This window comes from Kitasatospora sp. NPDC096147 (assembly GCF_044763225.1).
In the GTDB taxonomy this organism is placed as follows: domain Bacteria; phylum Actinomycetota; class Actinomycetes; order Streptomycetales; family Streptomycetaceae; genus Kitasatospora.
Window position 1 is genome coordinate 305135 of sequence record NZ_JBIWFX010000001.1, and the last position, 17426, is coordinate 322560.

Annotated in this window: 12 protein-coding genes; 4 read left to right on the forward strand and 8 right to left on the reverse strand. The window is 75.7% G+C overall.

The window, feature by feature from the left end:
• Positions 1 to 163: 163 nt before the first annotated feature.
• The 3 genes from ACIRBX_RS01135 to ACIRBX_RS01145 all read right to left on the reverse strand — a co-directional run bounded on the left by ACIRBX_RS01135 (position 164) and on the right by ACIRBX_RS01145 (position 5822).
• Entirely contained in the window at positions 164 to 2089 is a 1926-nt protein-coding gene (locus ACIRBX_RS01135; protein WP_402292983.1) for a helix-turn-helix domain-containing protein, read from the reverse strand.
• Positions 2090 to 2193: 104 nt separating this feature from the next.
• Entirely contained in the window at positions 2194 to 5001 is a 2808-nt protein-coding gene (locus tag ACIRBX_RS01140; RefSeq protein ID WP_402292984.1) for a molybdopterin-dependent oxidoreductase, read from the reverse strand.
• The gene (locus ACIRBX_RS01145; RefSeq protein WP_402292985.1) at positions 4998 to 5822 is read right to left on the reverse strand and encodes an FAD binding domain-containing protein; all 825 of its coding nucleotides are present in this window, start codon (positions 5820 to 5822) and stop codon (positions 4998 to 5000) included. Before ACIRBX_RS01145 ends, ACIRBX_RS01140 begins: the two co-directional genes overlap by 4 nt.
• A gap of 273 nt (positions 5823 to 6095) precedes the next feature.
• Here ACIRBX_RS01145 and ACIRBX_RS01150 point away from each other — a divergent pair, with 273 nt between their 5' ends.
• Both ACIRBX_RS01150 and ACIRBX_RS01155 read left to right on the forward strand, forming a co-directional pair.
• Positions 6096 to 6635, forward strand: a complete 540-nt coding sequence (locus tag ACIRBX_RS01150) for a hypothetical protein (RefSeq protein ID WP_402292986.1) — start codon at positions 6096 to 6098, stop codon at positions 6633 to 6635.
• Positions 6636 to 6648: 13 nt separating this feature from the next.
• Positions 6649 to 7365 carry a DUF402 domain-containing protein gene (locus tag ACIRBX_RS01155; protein ID WP_402292987.1) on the forward strand — a complete coding sequence of 239 codons (717 nt, stop codon included), beginning with the start codon at positions 6649 to 6651 and terminating at the stop codon, positions 7363 to 7365.
• Here ACIRBX_RS01155 and ACIRBX_RS01160 read toward each other — a convergent pair.
• From ACIRBX_RS01160 to ACIRBX_RS01170, 3 genes are all read right to left on the reverse strand, one after another.
• A complete protein-coding gene (locus ACIRBX_RS01160) occupies positions 7333 to 7875 on the reverse strand; it encodes a hypothetical protein (protein WP_402292988.1) in 543 nt (180 codons plus the stop codon). The two genes, ACIRBX_RS01155 and ACIRBX_RS01160, sit on opposite strands and share 33 nt — an antisense overlap.
• Positions 7876 to 7954: 79 nt before the next feature.
• On the reverse strand, positions 7955 to 10459 hold the full coding sequence (locus tag ACIRBX_RS01165; RefSeq protein ID WP_402292989.1) for an FtsX-like permease family protein: 2505 nt from the start codon (positions 10457 to 10459) through the stop codon (positions 7955 to 7957).
• A gap of 1 nt (position 10460) precedes the next feature.
• On the reverse strand, positions 10461 to 11228 hold the full coding sequence (locus ACIRBX_RS01170; protein WP_402292990.1) for an ABC transporter ATP-binding protein: 768 nt from the start codon (positions 11226 to 11228) through the stop codon (positions 10461 to 10463).
• 111 nt (positions 11229 to 11339) lie between these two features.
• On the opposite strand from ACIRBX_RS01170, the gene ACIRBX_RS01175 reads away from it, so the two are divergent.
• Positions 11340 to 12581, forward strand: a complete 1242-nt coding sequence (locus ACIRBX_RS01175; RefSeq protein WP_402292991.1) for a sensor histidine kinase — start codon at positions 11340 to 11342, stop codon at positions 12579 to 12581.
• 56 nt (positions 12582 to 12637) lie between these two features.
• Positions 12638 to 13237: a LuxR C-terminal-related transcriptional regulator gene (locus ACIRBX_RS01180; RefSeq protein WP_402293875.1), complete on the forward strand. Its 600-nt coding sequence runs from the start codon at positions 12638 to 12640 to the stop codon at positions 13235 to 13237.
• A 64-nt stretch (positions 13238 to 13301) separates the two neighbouring features.
• On the opposite strand, the gene ACIRBX_RS01185 is transcribed toward ACIRBX_RS01180, so the two are convergent.
• Positions 13302 to 14330 (reverse strand): ABC transporter ATP-binding protein, encoded by a 1029-nt coding sequence (locus ACIRBX_RS01185; protein ID WP_402292992.1) that lies wholly within the window; start codon positions 14328 to 14330, stop codon positions 13302 to 13304.
• Positions 14327 to 17335, reverse strand: coding sequence for a hypothetical protein (locus tag ACIRBX_RS01190; protein WP_402292993.1), 3009 nt, complete (start codon positions 17333 to 17335; stop codon positions 14327 to 14329). The genes ACIRBX_RS01185 and ACIRBX_RS01190 overlap by 4 nt, the downstream gene beginning before the upstream one ends.
• Between the last annotated feature and the right edge of the window lie 91 nt (positions 17336 to 17426).

Sequence of the window (17426 nt, forward strand, 5' to 3'; positions counted from 1 at the left end):
AGCCCGTGGCGCGGCTCAAGTCTCCAGGACGGGAGGCCAGTTGGCAGGCCGATCGCCGAAACGGCTGGATTCGTACACCCGTCCACTGCACCGAATCCCCCTGCCCGGGACGGCCGGCGGCCGGCGGCGCCTCGACCCGGCGGGTTCCGGCCACCGGGCATCGTCAGCCCTCCTCCGGAGTGCAGAGCAGGGCGGCCCGGAGGTCCAGCCGGTGCTCCAGCCGAGTGAGGCTGCGGCCGGTCAGCTCCTCGATCCGGCGGATGCGGTAGTGCACGGTGTTGACGTGGATGTGCAGGGCCTCCGCCGTACGGGACCAGGAGGCGTTGTGCCGGAGGAAGGTGTCCAGGGTGTCGAGCAGGGAGACCGGATTGGCCCGGTCGTGGGCGACCAGCGGGGCCAGCAGGCGCCACCGGAAGGCCGCCCGCACCTCCGCCGGGATGCCCCCCAACAGGGCAGCAAGAGAGCCGAGTTCGGCACTGCAGCCGACCGCCCCGCCGGCCCCGGAGGCGAGCGCGTAGCGGGCCTGTACCAACGCGGCCACCAACTCCTCCCGCACCGGCCCGACCGCCGGACCGACACCGGCCCGCAACGGCCCGTATCCGGCGAGCAGACCCTCGAACCGGGGCCAGACCGCCCGGAGGGCCGCCGTCACCTCGTCCGCCGGTGCGGCCACCAGCGCGACCGCGACGCCCCGGCCACGGCGCCGGGCCTGCGGCCGCGCGGTCCGGGCCGAGGTCGGCTCGGCCGGACCGACCGCGAACGGCGTGGCGGCTCGCCCCACGCCCCCGGGCTGCGCACCGCCGACGAGCACGGCCCCGAGCGTCGCACCGGACGGAGCGGCACCGGACGGAGCCGCCTCGAGAGCGACCGACTCGTACGGACCGCCCCGGAAGGACTCGTCCCAGCGGCCACCGGCTGACGGGACGTCGGCCTCCGACCACCCGGCCGCCGGGTACGACTCCTCGGGCGCGGCGGCGAACGGCAGGCCCGCCAGGTGCAGGGCCTCCGCGAGGACGGCGACCGCCCAGCCCTCCGGGGTGCCCTCGGCCCGGACCACCACCGGGGCGAGCGCCGTCCGGGCGGGCAGCCGACAGAGCGTCAGGGCTTCGGCCAGGCCGGGGCCGCCGTCCGGCCCGAGCAGGCCGACCAGCCGGGCGGCGGTGCGGCGCTGGGCCGCCGTGGTGGCCCGGGCCCTGGCCGCCGACGGCGCGAGCAACTCGGCCAGGCCGTCCAGCACGGTGCGCACGGCCGGCCCGGGCTCAGCGACGGTCCGCAGCTGCCAGCCGTCGAACGGCGTGTCACCCGGCGGACCGACCGGGACGGAGCCCCCGCCCCGACCGGCGCCGGCCGCCGCCACCACCTCCTCGGCCACCGCCACCGACGAGGCGGCCAGCACCCGCCCGGAGCCGGTGAGCAGCGCACAGCCCGGCAGCCCCAGCCGGTTCACCGCCCGGGCCAGCACCTCCCCCAGCACCCCGCCCGGCGCCCTCGCCGCAGCGCCCGCCGCCGTGACACCCCCAGCCGACCCCCCGGCCACCACCCCACCCGAGGATCCGTTCAGGAGCCCACCCGATACCCCGTCACCCTCCCCTGACGGACCGTCGACCCCCGCCCGGGCATCTGCCGCCAACAATGCCAGCAGGTCCCGCCGGACGGCGGCCGGCAGGGCGGCGGCGCCCTCCGCCGGGGCTCCGAGCTCGCCCCAGAGCCGCAGGTAGACCCGGTCGGTGACGGACCGGAAGCTGGTGCCGGCCGGGACGGAGAGCAGCGGGACGCCGTGCAGGCGGCACGCCTCGGCCAGCTCGGGCGGCACGGCGCCGTGCGTGCCCTCGCCCGCGAGCAGCGCGGCGGCGCCCGCACTGCGCAGCGCGTTGGCGAACCGCAGGGCCGCCGAGGTGGCGGCCGGGCCGTCCTCGGGCCGCCACCAGACCAGCCCGGTGAGCACCAGCTCGCCGCGCTGGAGGTAGCGGGCCGGGTCCTGGAGGTCGGTGGAGGTGACTCCGGTGACCTCGACGGCCAGCAGCTCCGGGGGCGCCCAGGCGGCTTCGATGTGCAGGTCGGCCAGGTCCAGCAGGTCCCCGACGATCATGTGGTGCTCCTTGTGCTCCGCGCCCTGGCCAACCCTCGCCGATACCAGGAGATCACGCAGTTCTGCATGGTAGATGCAAGTCGTTCAGCCGTCTCTCCCTCTTGTCACTTCCTCTGACCAGGCGCTCCTCCCGGCCTCCCGCCCTCGGACTCCCCTACAGTCGGCGCCGCCCGGCGGGCCTGGTGCAGCGCCCGCCAGACCCGGTCCCGGAGGAACGGCGCCTCGGTGAAGCGGATGCCGGTGGCGTCCCGGAGCGCGTTGGCGAAGGCCGGCGGCACCGGGTTGAACGGGCTCTCCGACATCGACTTCGCACCCAGCGGGCCGATCGCGTCGGAGGTCTCGCTGAAGTGCACCTCGGTGCGCGGCACGTCCGCGTACGCGGGCAGCCGGTAGCGCCGGAAGGCGGCCGTGGTCACCTCGCCCCGCTCGTCCAGCAGCACCTGCTCGAACAGCGTCGCACCCAGCGCCTGGGCCACTCCGCCCTCCACCTGGCCCCGGCACTGGAGCGGGTTCATCACCTTGCCCGCGTCCGCGCCGTGCACGCTGCGCAGGATCCGGATCTCCCCGGTGTCCGGGTCGACCGCGATCCGGAACCACTGGGAGTTGAACGCCACCGAGCGCGGCGAGCCGCCGAAGTGTCCGTCGGCGGCGAGCTCCACTCCCTGGCCGCGGGCGACCTCGTAGACCTCCTTGAGCGGCACCGTCCGGCCGTCGCACTCCACCGCCTCGGCGCCGAGCCGGACCTGACTGCGCGGGGTGCGGGCGTACTCGGCGGCGAAGCTGACGATCCGTTCGGCGAGCGCGTTGGCGGCCTTCATCACCGCCTTGCCCGCCACCACCGTGCCGGCCGAGCCGAACGCCCCGGTGTCGTGCCGCACCAGGTCGGTGTCGGACTGCCGGATCGTGATCCGGTCCACCGTGGTCCCGAGCGCGCCCGCGCCGATCTGCTGGTGCACGGTGGTGGTGCCGTTGCCGAATTCCGCCGTCCCGACCGCGATCCCGTACGTGCCGTCCTCCCGCAGCTCCACCCGGGCGTCGGCGAAGTGGCCGCCCGGCGGGCCGCAGGCGATGGCCGCCATCGCGAAGCCCTGGCCCACCAGCCATCCTTCGGGGGCGAGGTCGGCACTGGTGTCGTCCGCCAGCGCGTCCCGCACCACCTGGAGGCACTGGTCCAGGCCGTAGCTGGCGATGTGCAGGTCCTCCTCCTCACCGAGCGGGCCGTCCATGTGCTCGCCCGGGCCGATGACGTTCCGCTCCCGCAGCACCAGCGGGTCGAGGCCGAGCCGCCGGGCCAGCTCGTCCATCGCCGACTCCACGGCGAAGGTGACCTGGCCCAGCCCGTAGCCCCGGAACGCCCCGGCCGGCACGCCGTTGGTGTAGACCGAGTAGGCCTCGACCTTCTTGTGCGGTGCCCGGTAGACCCCCATCGACTCGCCGATGCTGTGGAACATCACCGCCGGGCCGTGGTTGCCGTAGGCACCGGTGTTGGCGACCACCCGGTACTGAAGGGCCGTCAGGGTGCCGTCCCGCCTGGCCCCGAGCTTCACGGTGATCAGGAACGGATGGCGGGTGGTGGCGCCGTGGAACTGCTCGGCCCGGGTGAACTCCAGCTTCACCGGCCGCCGCAGGTGCAGCGCCGCCAGCACCGCGATGTCCTCGGTGAGCATCTCCTGCTTGCCGCCGAAGCCGCCGCCGACCCGGCCCGCGACCACCCGCACCCGCTCCATCGGCAGGTCGTACAGGTCGCACAGGGCCCGCCGGGTGAGGAACGGCACCTGGGTGGAGGAGCGCACCACGATCCGCTGCTCGCCGCCGTCCTCCGCGTCCTCGAAGTACACCACGCAGCCGTGCGTCTCCAGGCTGGCGTGCTGCACCCGCTGGGTCCGGAAGGTCTCCTCGTAGACCACGTCGGCCTCCGCGAAGCCCTGCTCCACGCTGCCCAGTTCACCGTGCGCCTCGCCGCAGACGTTCTGCTCCGGACGGGCGATCCGGGACTCCGGGCCCTTGGGGTGGATCACCGGGGCACCGGGCCGCATCGCCTCCTCGGGGTCCAGCACGTACGGGAGCTGCTCGTACTCGACCACGATCCGCCGGCAGCCCTCCTCCGCCGCTCCCTCGCTCTCGGCCACCACCGCGGCGACCCGCTGGCCGACGAAGCGCACCACGTCGTCCAGCACCCGGGTGTCGTCCGGGTCCTCGGTCGGGTGCTCGTGCCGGGCCGAGGAGTAGAGCTTCGCCGGGGCGTCCTCGTGGGTGTAGACCGCCACCACGCCGGGGACGCGACGGGCCGCCGAGGTGTCGATCGAGACGATCCGGGCGTGCGGGTGCGGAGAGCGCAGCAGCTTCAGGTGCAGCAGGCCCTCCACCTCCAGGTCGAAGGTGTAGCGGGCGGTGCCGGTGACCACCTGCGGGCCCGCCGGGGCTCCCGGGCTGCGGCCCACCGCCTTCCCGGCGCAGGGGAGTTCGGTGTGCCGGACGCCCTTGATGGCGTCCTCGATCGCCCGGTAGCCGGTGCAGCGGCAGAGGTTGCCCTTGAGCGCCCTCGGCAGGTCGGCCCTCTTCTCCTCGTCGAAGGACTCGGCGGAGGTGGTCATCAGGAAGCCGGCCGTGCAGAAGCCGCACTGGAAGCCCTGCGCGTCCAGGAACCGCTGCTGCGCCGGGTGGAGCTCGCCGCCCTCCTCGGCCAGGCCCTCGACGGTGGTGACGCTGCGGCCCTCGGCGCGGACCGCCGGGTAGAGGCAGCTGTGCACCGGCTCGCCGTCCACCTGGACGGTGCAGGCGCCGCAGTCCCCCGCGTCACAGCCCTTCTTGACGCCGAACCAGCCGCGCTCGCGCAGGTAGGTGCGCAGGCACTGGCCGGCGCGCGGCTCGGCCTCGTGGTCCTGTCCGTTGACCTTCACGGTCCAGCTCATGCGGCGGCCTCCTCGGTCAGCTCCCGGCGGATCTCCTCGGCGTGGCGCAGCGTCATGTGCCGCCGCCAGTCGGGGAGTCCGTGGATGTCGTCGAAGTACTCCTCGTCTCGGATGCCGTCGGCGACCGCCTCCCGGACGGCCGCCGCGTTCGGCTCGGGCGGGAACCAGAAGCGGAACGGGCGCACGGTGGAGGCGGTGACGGTCAGAGTGAGCGAGCCGTCCTGCGGGTCGAGGGTGCCGATCACCAGCACGCCGGAGCGGCCGAGGCCGTAGAGCGAGGACTGCCGGAAGGCGGTCCGGGCGGCCAGCGCCCGGGCCGGAAGGGTGATCGAGCGCAGCAGCTCGCCGGGCTCCCGGACGGTCCTGCCGGCACCGACCACGAACGCGGCGGCCGGGACCCGGCGGTGGCCGCCGTCCTGGCCGCGCAGCAGGCAGACGCCGTCCAGTGCGGCGGTCAGCGAGATCATCGGGCCGGCCGGCAGGCCGTTGCAGAGGTTCCCCCCGACAGTGGCCAGGTGCCAGATCTTCCAGGAGGCCAGGAAGGCCCGGCAGCACTGCTCCACCAACGGGGCGGCCCGGTGGGCGGCCGTGGCGCCGTGCCGGGACAGCTCGGCGATGGTGCAGGTGGCCGCGATCTCCAGGCCGCCGTCGGGGGTCGCGGTAAGCGCTTTCCAGCCCATCCGGCTGAGGTCCACCAGCCGCCGCAGGTGCGGCTGCGGCTCGGAGAAGAGGTAGGTGCCGCCGCCCAGCCAGGCATCCCCCGGCCGCCAGGTCCCGTACTGGCGGGCGTCGCACACCTCCGTCACCGTGTGCAGGTCCATCGGCACTCCTCCCGTCCGTCCCGGCCACACCGGCCCGGCCGTTCTGACCGGCCGTCAGGGTGATTGAAGCCGCCGCCGCCGGACGGGCACGAGTGGGCCGTAACACCAGGCCAGGCGGTCTTGCCTGGGTGATCCTCCAGTTCGGCGACTGCCAGCCGAATCACTCGTTCAGCTCGCAGCTGCGAGGTGGTATGCGCTTTCCCATGGGTATCGGCGACCACCGGGGGGTACCACCCCAGCAGGTCGGCGCGGCCCGGCCGGAAGGAGCCGTCCATGAGCCAGCCCACCGCCGTCACCACCACCCCCGCCGTACCCGCCACCGCCACCGTGGCCGCCACCACCGGGCCTGCCGGTGCCGCAGCCGCCGTCCGGCTGCGCGGACTGTTCGACCGCCCGGCCGACCTGACGGTGGCCCAGCTGCGAACCCTGCACTCCGCCCCGGTGCACCGGGCGGCGGTCAGCTTCGACTGCCTCGGCAGCGGCGAGCAGCAGCACGCCTTCGAGGGGCCGCTGCTCTGGGACGTCCTCCGCACCGCCGGCCCGCTGGTCGACCTGGTCGGCCGCAAGCAGCGGCTCCGCCTCCTGCTCACCGTCAGCGGCGCCGACGGCCACTTCGCCGTCGTCTCCTGGGCCGAGATCGACCCGGATTTCGGCGGCCAGCGCATCCTGCTCGCCACCGCGATCGACGGCACCCCCCTGGACGGCCCGGGCCCGCAGCTCGTGGTGCCGGCCGACCGCTGCGGCGCCCGCTACATCAGCGCCGTCACCGAGGTCCGCCTCCTCCCGGCCCCCGATCCGGCCGCGCTGCCGTGAGAGGCTCGGCTCCGTGACCTACGCCTCGGCCTCCTCCGCCCCTCCCACCAGGTTCGAACCCGGCCGGACGGTGGTGCGGCGCGGGCTGTATCCGGACGGGCGGATCGGGTCGCTGCAGTGCGGGCGGGTGGTCGCCGACGACGAGCGCGGCCTGGTGATGTGGGCCCCCGCCGGGTCGCCCACCATGCACCGGCTGACCCTGGACGGCCGGCCGACCCGGGCGGTGCCACTGGCCGAGGAGATGCGCCTGCCGACCAGGCTCGCCCCCGCCACCTGGCAGCCCTACGGCACGCTCATCCTCACCCCGCCGGACGCCGCGCACTCGGTGTGGTGGTCCTTCGACCCCGACGGCACGTTCATCGGCTGGTACGTCAACCTCGAAGCCTCGGTGGGCCGTTGGCACGGTGGCACCGACCATGTCGACCAGGCCCTCGACCTCCTGGTCGCCCCCGACCTGAGCTGGCGCTGGAAGGACGAGGACGAGTTCGCCGAGCAGACCGGCCACCCGCTGTTCTGGGACGGGGCGGGGGCGGCGGCGATCCGGGCCGAAGGCGAGCGGCTCATCGCCGTAGCCGAGGCCGGCCGCTTCCCGTTCGACGGCACCTGGTGCGACTTCCGTCCCGAGCCCGGGTGGGTCGGCCCCGAACTCCCGTGGTGGTGGGACCTTCCCGCCGCCCCGGCCGCTCAGGGCTCCCCGTCAGACAGCAGCGGCCGGGCAGTGGTCCAGTAGGTCGGCGAAGGCCGCGTCCAGCTCGTCGGCGGGGAAGGTCCGCAGCACGGTGCCCAGATCGGCCGAGGCGATCGGGTAGTGGACGGCCAGCTGCGAGAGGTCGTCCCAGTCCTCCCAGCGGTGGGCCCGGAGCAGGTACCGGCCGCAGCGGTTGCAGCGCATCCACGGCACCAGTACCAGCCCGGCCGACTCCCCCTCCCCCGGCAGGAGTTCACCGCCTTCGCCGCCCTCCCCGTCCAGCAGCCGGACTGCGGCCGGGGCACCGTCGCCGAGGCAACGCAGCAGGCCCGGGGCCAGCAGCTCGCGCTGCCCCCACTGCTCGGTGAACACCGCGATCCGGGCCCGGTCCTCGCCGCCGACCGGCGTCTGCGAGGCGAGCAGCCCTTCGATCAGCAGCCGCAGCCCGGCCTCCTGCTCACCGGTCTCCCAGCACTCCTTGACCTCCTCGGCGGCGGTCTCCGGGAGGAGGTCGGCGAGTCGGTGCCACCGGTCCCTGTCCACGTTCGTCATGGTCAAGACCCTAACCCGCCCCGTACGACCCCCTCCCACCCCCTCGGCCACCGCAGCAGCCGCAGCGCCCACCGCACCGTCAGTCCGGCCGCCGCACCGACGGCCGGGCGGCCAGCACCGAGGCCACCACTGCCAGCCCCACACAGGCCGCCACCACCGAGACCACCGGACCGGCCGGCAGCAGCAGTTCGACCGGCCGCCCGAGGTCGGCGGTCAGGCCGGCCCGGACACCGAGCAGCGCCGCCACGGCCACGGCCGCGCCCAGCCCGGCACCGATCCCGGCGACCAGGGCGGCCTCGGCAGCGACCACCCGGCGGACCTGACCCGCCGTCGCCCCGGAGAGCCGGAGCACCGCGAAGTCGCGCCGCCGACCGGAGACCGCCAGCACCAGGGTGTTCACCACCGCCAGGCCGGTGTAGCCGACCGAGACCGCGATCAGCAGCAGCACGAAGATCCGGATCAGCCGGTCCTCCCTGGCCGAGGAGTCCGACTGGTAGTCGGCCCCGGCCACCGCCGTGGCGCCGAGCCCGGCCAGGGTGCCCCGTAGTTCCTCCGGCCGGACGCCGTCGACCAGCGCCAGCCCGGTGAGGGTGTCCGGGTCGTGGGCCCGGACGACGGATCGGGGCAGCACCAGACCGGGAGTCTCCAACTCGCCCACCACGGCGACCACTCGGTGCGATACGGCCCGGCCGTCCGCGAAGGTGACCGCCACGGTGTCGCCCACGCCGGGCGTCGCACCGCCTGCCGCACCCCCTCCCGCACCACCGGGTGCACCGTCCACCTGCCCACCCGGCGGCCCACCCGCCTCGGTGGCCACCGCCGTGCCCGGCGCACCGAACCCGGCCAGCGAGCCCGCCAGCACCTTCGGCCGGAAGGCCGCCGGATCGACCGCCGCGACCAGCCCGGCCGCGCCGTCGATCCGGACGTCGATACTGGTGAACGCCGTGGTCCGGTCGGCCGGCAGCGCGTCGAGCACCGCGTCCGACAGGCCCGGCGTCCCGTCCGGACGCACCACCGTCTGATGCTGGGCCGCACCGGTGCCCCGACTCCGGTACGCCTCGGCCATGGTGCTGCTCTGACCGAGGATCAGCACCGCGAACCCGACCGTCACGATCACCGGCGCGGCCGTCGAGGCGGTCCGCCGGACGGCACCGAGCGCGCTCTCCCGGACCAGCATGCCGGTCGCGCCGCCGCCCCGCCCGAACCACCGGGCCGGAAGCCAGCCGCCCACCCACTCCGCCGTCCACCCCACCGCCCGCACGACCGGCGGGACCACGGCGGGGGCCAGCACGGTCACCGCCGTGAGCAGGGTCATCGCGGCCAGCAGCGAGCTGGTGACCATCGACTGCCCCTCCGCGCCGACCACCACCGCCACCAGGGCCGCGCCCGACAGCGCCAGCGCGCCCCCGATCACCCGGCGGACCGGGCCCATCGGGCGCCGGTCGTCGCCGGCCTCCCGCAGCGCCTCCACCGGCCCGACCGTCCCGGCCCGGCGGGCGGCCGACCAGGCTCCGCCGGCCGCCACCAGCAGCCCGGCGGACCAGGCCAGCAGCGGCGGCCAGGCGGTGATCACGGTACGGAAGTCCGGTGGCTCGAAGCCCACTTCGGCCAGCAGGCCGCCGAACACCGGCGCCAACGCCACCCCGGCCGCCGCACCGACCGCGCCCGCCACGGCGGCCACGCCCAACGCCTCGCCGAGCACCGCCCGCCGGACCTGACGGGGTGTCGCTCCGACCGCCCGGAGCAGACCGAACTCCCGCCGCCGCAGCCCGGCCGAGACGGCGAAGGTCGAGGCCGTCACGAAGACCGAGGAGAACGCCGCGAGCGTCACCGTCGCGGACAGCACCTGCGCCCCGATCTCCCGGACGCCGGACCGGCTCGGCCACTCCAGCGCCGTCCGCCGCTCGCCGGCGAGCACCTCCCCCACCTCTCCCAGCTCCCGCACCACACCCGACACCGCGTCAGCGACCCCAGCGACCCCGGCCACTCCGACCGCCCCGACCGCTCCGGCGTCCTCCCGCACGCCGATCAGCCGGACGCCGCCCGCAAGGCGCTCGGCCTCCGCGTCGGGCACGTACAGACCGGTGCCGTCCACCGTCCCGGTGACGGTCCGCACGGACGGTCCGGCGGCGGTCAGGACGGTCACCCGCGCCCCGGCGGCGACGCCCAGCGAGCTCCCCGCCACCAGCTCGCCCGCCGCTGCCGGGGGCCGGCCGCTGCGCAGCGGGTAGGGGGCGAGGGCCGCCGCCGACCAGGCGTTGCCCTGCCGGTCGTCGCGCTCGGTCCGGCCCACCGGCCGTCCGTCCAGCACCAGTTGGGCGTAGAACGGCCGGTCCGGGATCACCTCCGCGACACCGGGCAGGGCCCGCAGCCGGGCGTTCAGCTCCCGGACGGTCTCGGCCGTCCACGGCGTCTCGCCGCCCCGGACGTAGACCGGCGCACCGGCCAGCCGATCGGGGACCACCGGACCGGCGGAGAGCTGGACCAGCAGGGCCGCCGTGATCATCGCGACGCCCGCCGACAGCGCGAGGAAGGTGGCGGCGAAGGCCGGCCAGCGGTGGCGCAGTGCGGAGAGTGACAGCACCTCAGACCTCCCAGCGGGTGGTGCGGGTGGCGATCCCGGTGGCGTCGAGGCCGTCCGCCAGGTCGGCCACCCGGCCGTCGGCCAGGAAGACCACCCGGTCGGCGACGGCTGCCGCCACCGGGTCGTGGGTGACCATCACCACCGTCCGACCGTGCCGGTCCACGGCGGCCCGCAGCAGGCGCAGCACCTCCCGGGAGGAGGCGGTGTCCAGCGCGCCGGTCGGCTCGTCGGCGAACAGCACCTCCGGTCCGCTCACCAACGCCCGGGCGATCGCCACCCGTTGCTGCTGCCCGCCGGAGAGCTGACCGGGCCGGTGGCCGGCCCGGTCGGCCAGGCCGACCTCGGCGAGCGCCCGGCGGACCGCGCCCCGGTCCACCCGGCGGCCAGCCAGCCGGAGCGGGAGCGAGACGTTCTGTTCCGCCGTCAGGGAGGAGACCAGGTTGAAGGACTGGAAGACGAAGCCGATCCGCTCCCGGCGCAGCAGGGTCAGGGCGTGCTCGCCGAGCGGTCCGAGCTCCGTGCCCGCCACCCGCACCGACCCCTCGGTGGGCCGTTCCAGACCGGCCGCGCAGTGCAGCAGGGTCGACTTGCCCGAGCCGGACGGCCCCATCACCGCCGTGAAGCTCCCCGCCGGGAAGCCGAGGGTCACCCCGTCCAGCGCGGTCACCGCGCCCTCCCCCAAGCCGTGCACCCGGCGCACCGCCCGCAGGCTCACGGCCTCGGGCCCGGCTCCGGTGGCGGGGGCCCGTTCAGTCAGATGGATCGTCATGGCCCTCAGCCAACCGCCCGGGCCGGGCCCCGCACACGGGCACGGGGTGGAGTCCCGGGGGTAGATCCAGCACTACTGCCCGCGCCCGGCGTGATCGCTAGAGTCGGCGCCGTGACCGTACGGACCGCCTGGCAGGCCATCACCCGGAACCCGGTGCACTTCCTGGGCTCCTCCTGGCCCTGGCGGTCGCTGGGCTATCTGGTGTCCGGCGTGCTCACCGGTGCGGCGACGGGCGTGGTGCTGTTCGCCCTGGTGCTGGGCGGGGCGATGCTGGCGATCGGGCTGGTCGGCTTCGGGCTGCTGTTCGCCGCCGGCCTGTCCGGGGTGGTGGTGGCCCGGCTGGAGCGCTGGCGGCTGCGGCTGGTGGACCTCGACCCGGCGCCCGATCCGCACCGGGCCCCGGACCGGCCCGGGGCCCGGGCCTGGCTGGCCGTCCGGCTGCGCGAGCAGCAGACCTGGCGCGAGCTCGGGTACGTGGCGGTCTCGGTGCTCGCCCTGTGGTGGCTGGACCTGGGGGTGCTGGTGGCCTCCTTCCTGCTGCCCGCGATGGCCGTGATCGAGATCGTGGTCGACCCGTACCTGCCCTGGTTCGGCCTGGTCTTCCTGCTGCTGGCGATCCCGGTGCTGCTGCTGGTGGCGGCCTTCCCGGTGACCGTCTGGGCCGGGGCGCGGGCGGCCTTCGCCCGCTCGGTGCTCGCACCCCGGGAGCTCGAACTCGGCGCCCGGCTGGGCGAGGTGTCACGCTCCCGGGCCCGGCTGGTGGACGCCTTCGAGGTGGAGCGCCGCCGGATCGAGCGCGATCTGCACGACGGCGCGCAGCAGCGCCTGGTGGCCCTGACCATCGCGCTCGGGATGGCCCGGCTGGACCTGGTCGAGGGCTCGCCCGCCGCGCTCGGCGTGGCCGAGGCGCACGAGCAGGCCCGGCTGGCGCTGGCCGAGCTGCGCGAGCTGATCCGCGGCGTGCACCCGCAGGTGCTGACGGACCGTGGGCTGGCGGCGGCCACCACCGAGGTGGCCAGCCGCTCACCCCTGCCGGTCGGCGTCGACATCGCACTGCCCGGCCGGATGCCGGCCGCCGTCGAGGCGACCGCGTACTTCGTGGTGGCCGAGGCACTGGCGAACGTGGCCAAGCACAGCGGAGCCGGCCGGGCCGAGGTCCGGGGCCGGCTGCTGGGCGAGCTGCTGGTGGTGGAGGTCAGCGACGACGGCGCCGGGGGCGCGGCCCCAGCCGCGGGCAGCGGGCTCGCGGGGCTGGCCGACCGGGCCGCGGCGGCGGACGGCACACTGTCGGTGTCGAGCCCGATCGGCGGGCCGACCGTGATCACCCTGGAGATCCCTTGTCCGAGCGGGTAGCCGTCCGTGTCGTGGTGGCGGAGGACGCGGCGCTGCTGCGCGGTGGGCTGGTCGGCATGCTGGAACGCTTCGGGCACACCGTGCTGGCTGCCGTCGGTGACGCCCCGTCACTGATGGCGGCGGTCGCCGAGCACCGGCCGGACATCGTGGTGACCGACGTCCGGATGCCGCCCGGCTTCACCGACGAGGGCCTGCGCGCCGCCGTCGCCCTGCGCGCCGAGCGACCCTCGCTGGCCGTGCTGGTGCTCAGCCAGTACGTCGGCCAGACCTTCGCCGCCGAGCTGCTCGACTCCGGCCGGGGAGCCGGTGTCGGCTACCTGCTCAAGGACCGGGTGGGCGAGGTGGAGGAGTTCGTCGGCGCGGTGGAGCGGGTCGCCGCCGGCGGCACGGTGATCGACCCCGAGGTGGTCCGCCAGCTGCTCGGCCACCAGCGGGACCCGCTGCAACGCCTGACGGCCCGTGAGCGGGAGGTGCTCGCACTGATGGCCGAGGGCCGGTCGAACGCGGCGATCGCCGCCCGGCTGGTGGTCGGGGAGGCTGCGGTGGCCAAGCACATCGGCAACATCCTGGCCAAGCTGGACCTGCCGCCCGCCGACACCGACCACCGCCGGGTGCTCGCCGTCCTGGCCTACCTCCGGGGTGAGCCGACCGGCTGACGGACGCTCGGGCCGTCCCGGGAGGGCCGACCGACCGCCGCAGCGGCGTCGCTCCCGGCCCTGGTCACCCCTCCCGGCGCGGCTCGCCGGCCCGACCTCGGTCCCGCTCCTGCTCCTGCTCCTGCTCTCGGTCTCGGTCTCGGTCCGGCCAGACGGTGAGGTGGTCGTGCTCCAGGACAAGCCGCACCCGGTGCGCCAGGCCGAGCGAGCTGACCACCTCGCGGGGAAGCTGAAGGCGGCCGGCCCGGTCGAGTACCGCGTACTCGTGCGCCTCGGCACCGCCCCCGTCTCCTCCCTCTCCCTCTCCCTCGGCGACGGAGCGCAGCACTTCGGTGGAGATCCGACCGTCCCGGATCCGAACGGTGCGCCGGACCTGGTCGGCCACCAGGGCGTCGTGGGTGACGATCAGGACGGTGGTGCCGAGCTCGGAGTTGGCGGTCCGCAGGGCACCGAAGACCTCCTCGGAGGTGCTGCTGTCCAGCTCGCCGGTCGGCTCGTCGGCAAGCAGCAGGTGCGGGCGGTTCGCCAGCGCGACGGCGATCGCCACCCGCTGCTGCTCGCCGCCGGACATCGCGGCGGGAGTCCGCCCGGCCGCCTTCGCGATGCCCATCAGGTCGAGCAACTCCATGGCACGGGAAGCTCGTTGGCGGCGCGGCAGCCCGGCGTAGGCCATCGGGAGCTGGACGTTCTCGCGGGCCGTCAGGTACGGGAGCAGGTTGCTCGCGGTCTGCTGCCGGACCACGCCGACGGTGCGGCGGCGGTAGGCCGTCCGGGCCCGGCGCCCCAGGCCCGCGAGGTCGTTGCCGGCCACTCGGACGCTGCCCGCACTCGGTCGGTCCTGGCCGGCCAGGATGCCGAGCAGGGTGGACTTGCCCGAGCCCGAGGCCCCGACCAGTGCGAGGAGTTCACCTTCCTGGACGGTGAGGTCGAGCCCTTGGAGCGCCTGGATCTCGGTGCCGCGTCGACCACCACTGCCGCCACCGCTGCGGTGGATCCGCACCAGGCTCTCGCAGACCACCATCGGGCGGTCGGCCCCGGCGCCCTCCTGACGCTCCGGCAGTTCGGTCGGTCGATCGGCCGTTCGGACGGTCACAGTGCCTCTCCCAGTCGTAGGACGGTCCCCAGGCCCCGGCGGCGGAGGTTCGCCGCCTCCAGGGCGGCGGCTGCCAGCAGTAGCGCCGCCAGCGCGGCGCCCAGCCCCACGGTCACGGTCCAGTCGGCCCGCACGGCCGGCTCGAACGGCCCTCCGGTCAGCGCCCGCAGGTCGAGGCCGGGGCCGAGGGCGGCCGGGAGCAGCAGGCCGAGGGCAGTGCCGCCGATCACCGAGGCGAGGAACAGCGGTAGCAGTTGCAGGAGTTGGAGTGCGGTCAGGGCGCCGCCACCGAGCCCCAGGGTGCGCAGGTAGGAGGTGGTGCGGGCGCGTTCGGCGGAGCCGAGCACCAGCTCCAGGGCGACCGCGCCGAGCGCCAGCAGCAGCCCGGCCCCGGTGGTGAGCCGGAAGGCGAGTCCGAGCGAACGCACCAGCCCGTCCTCCCGGAGGGCGCCCGACTCCTCGTCACGGTCCCGCAGTTCGACCGCCGGTCCGGCCACCCCGGCAGGGGCCAGTGCCCCGGCGGCGGCAGCCCGGACGGCGGAGGTGCTCATCGGCGGTCCGCCGACGGCCGGGTGGAGCAGCAGGGCGGACGGATGGCCGCCGCTGACGGGCAGCTGCCGCTCGGCCGACGGGTCGGTGAAGACCAGGACGGCCGAGGGCGACGGCCCGCTCCCGAGCACCGGCCCGAGGGCCGGATCGCGCAGCGCCTCGGCGGGCAGGGCTCCGACCACCTGCACCCGGAAGTTGGTGGTGCCGAAGGCCGCGACCTCGAAGACCCCGTCGGGGTACGCACGGGCAAGCCCGGGGTCGGCCAGCACCGACCACACCACCGCCGCACCGGACGGGCCACCACTCCCACCGGCCACCGTCCCCGCTCCGACTCCACCCACCGATCCGGTCGAGGACCCACCGGCCGCACCGCCACCGGCCTCCCGCGCCACGCCCTGGGCCGTTCCCTGCCCCGTTCCCTTTCCCGTTCCCTGCCCCGTTTCCAGTCCCGCTCCCTGAGCCGTTCCCTGAGCTGCCCTCAGGGCGGCAGCCAGCGGCGAGGCGGGAGCGGCGGCGCGCAGTGCGACGGCGTCCAGGGCCACCAGCTCGGCCGCCGGGACGGTGGCGCCGCTCTCCTGGGAGGTGAGCTCGCCGCTCGCGGCGGTGACCAGCACCCGCCGGTCCACGGTGGGGAGGTGGACGAGCTCGTCGGGGAGCCGGTCACGCGGGCCGACCAGGGCGGCCGGTGCCCCGCCCGTCCGCCAGGCGGCGGTCTGGGCACGGCTGTCGTCCAGGGTGCGCGCGACCATCCCGCCGAAGACCCCGCTTCCGGTCGCCAGCACCAGGACCAGCAGCGCCAGCGCCGCCGCTCCGCTCTGCGCACCCGCCCGGGCCAGCGCGACCAGCGGCACCAGGCCGGTGGAGCGGCGGGCCCAGCGGGTGCCGCGCAGCAGCAGCGGGGGCAGCGCGCGGACCAGCGCGACCACCATCGCCAGCGCCAACAGCACCGGCACCAGGGCCAGTTGCAGATCGACACCGTCCCCGCCGAACGCGCCCCGGCTGCGCAGCGCGGCCAGTCCGCCGACCGCCGCGAGCAGCACCAGCGCCTCCAGGACCAGCCTGCGCGAGCGCGGCAGCGAGCCGGACCGGCCGACGGTGGCGAGCAGGACGGCGGCGGGGGCGCACCAGATCAGGAGCGCCGCCACCAGCACCGGTCCGGCCGGGCCGGGCGTGGCGCCCGGCGGGAGCAGGGCTCCCGCGAGTGCCCAGCCGACGGCCACCCCGAGGCCGACCGGCAGTGCGGCCTCGGCCAGCAGCCGACCGGCGATGCCCGACAGGCTTGCCCCGCGCGTGAGTTGGAGGCCGAAGGCAGCGGACCGCCGCCGGATGCCGAGCCGCGCGGCGGCCACGGCGGTGGCCACCACCACGGTGAGCAGACCGGCCAGCGCGAAGCCCTGGAGCTGCTCGGTCCGTGCGCGCTGGAGCGCGAAGGCGTCGAGTTCGGGTGTCAGCCGGTCGATCAGCTCGGGCTTGGCGATCAGGTGTCCGTCCGACCGGCAGGCTCCGCCACCCGTGACCGCCGTGCAGAGCCTCCCGGCCTCGACGGCCCGCAGCTCGGTCAGTGCCTTCCGCAGCCCGGTGAGCCCCGTCGGCGTGGCCGTCCGGGCGGAGCGGTCGACGGTCACCGCCAGGTCCCAGTCCAGCGTGAGCGGTACCCTGCCCCGGCTCTCGACCTGTTCGATGCCGCCGGAGCTGGTCAGCAGCTGCCCGTTCAGCTGGCGGCCGAGCAGGGAGTGCACCGTCGCGGGCCGGACCAGCAGCGGGTACTGCTGCCAGAGCCGATCCGCGCCCCGATCGGTGCGGAACACCCCCACCAGCACGACCGGTGTGGCCCAGCCCTCGCCCTTCAGCTCGAACCGCTGACCGACCGTCAGCCCCAGGTCCGCCTGCCCGCCCTCCGAGACGGCCACCTCGACCGGCTCGACCGGAGCTGCCGACCCCACCGCTCCCACGGTGACCGGATCCGCCGCCGGCCGGCTCGGGGCCCGGCCCCGGACGTACTCCACCGGGCTGCCCGCCCCCGGCTGGGCGTAGGCGAGGGTGAGCAGCGGCGGCAGGCCGTGGAAGGTCGGCACACCCGGGCCCTCGGCGGCGGCGGAGGTGGTGACCGCCCGACCCGGCGCGGTGCCCAGCAGGCCCGCGAGCGGCTGCGCCGCAGCGCCCCGGAGGCCGTCGCCGATCTCGTTCAACGCCTCGTCGAGGGTGCCCCGGCCGACGGCCGCCGGGCCCTGGGTCTCGTAGTCGGTGATCGCCTCGCTGGAGGACCGGACAGCCAGCAGCGGGCCGCTCTGCCCCGCACGTTCCAACCGGGCGGCCAGGGTGTCGGCCGCCATCCGGTCGAACTGCGGCGGCCAGCTCAGCGGGAGCGCCGTGAGCAGCACGGCCAGCAGCGCGAGCACCACCGCGACCGGCCACCCGGTCCGGGCCTCCCGCCGGATCAGACGCAGCGTCAGCACACCGATCCCCCCGTCCCGTTCCACCGGCCCGAGCCCGCCACCACGGCGCGCACCCACCCATGCACCCGCACCCGCACCCGCACCCGCACCC

Excerpts from the sequence above, each read along its gene's own strand:
- ACIRBX_RS01135 (WP_402292983.1), bottom strand. The coding sequence starts at position 2,089 with ATGATCGTCGGGGACCTGCTGGACCTGGCCGACCTGCACATCGAAGCC.
- ACIRBX_RS01160 (WP_402292988.1), bottom strand. The coding sequence starts at position 7,875 with ATGACGAACGTGGACAGGGACCGGTGGCACCGACTCGCCGACCTCCTC.
- ACIRBX_RS01140 (WP_402292984.1), bottom strand. The coding sequence starts at position 5,001 with ATGAGCTGGACCGTGAAGGTCAACGGACAGGACCACGAGGCCGAGCCG.
- ACIRBX_RS01150 (WP_402292986.1), top strand. The coding sequence starts at position 6,096 with ATGAGCCAGCCCACCGCCGTCACCACCACCCCCGCCGTACCCGCCACC.
- ACIRBX_RS01170 (WP_402292990.1), bottom strand. The coding sequence starts at position 11,228 with ATGACGATCCATCTGACTGAACGGGCCCCCGCCACCGGAGCCGGGCCC.
- ACIRBX_RS01145 (WP_402292985.1), bottom strand. The coding sequence starts at position 5,822 with ATGGACCTGCACACGGTGACGGAGGTGTGCGACGCCCGCCAGTACGGG.
- ACIRBX_RS01180 (WP_402293875.1), top strand. The coding sequence starts at position 12,638 with ATGCTGGAACGCTTCGGGCACACCGTGCTGGCTGCCGTCGGTGACGCC.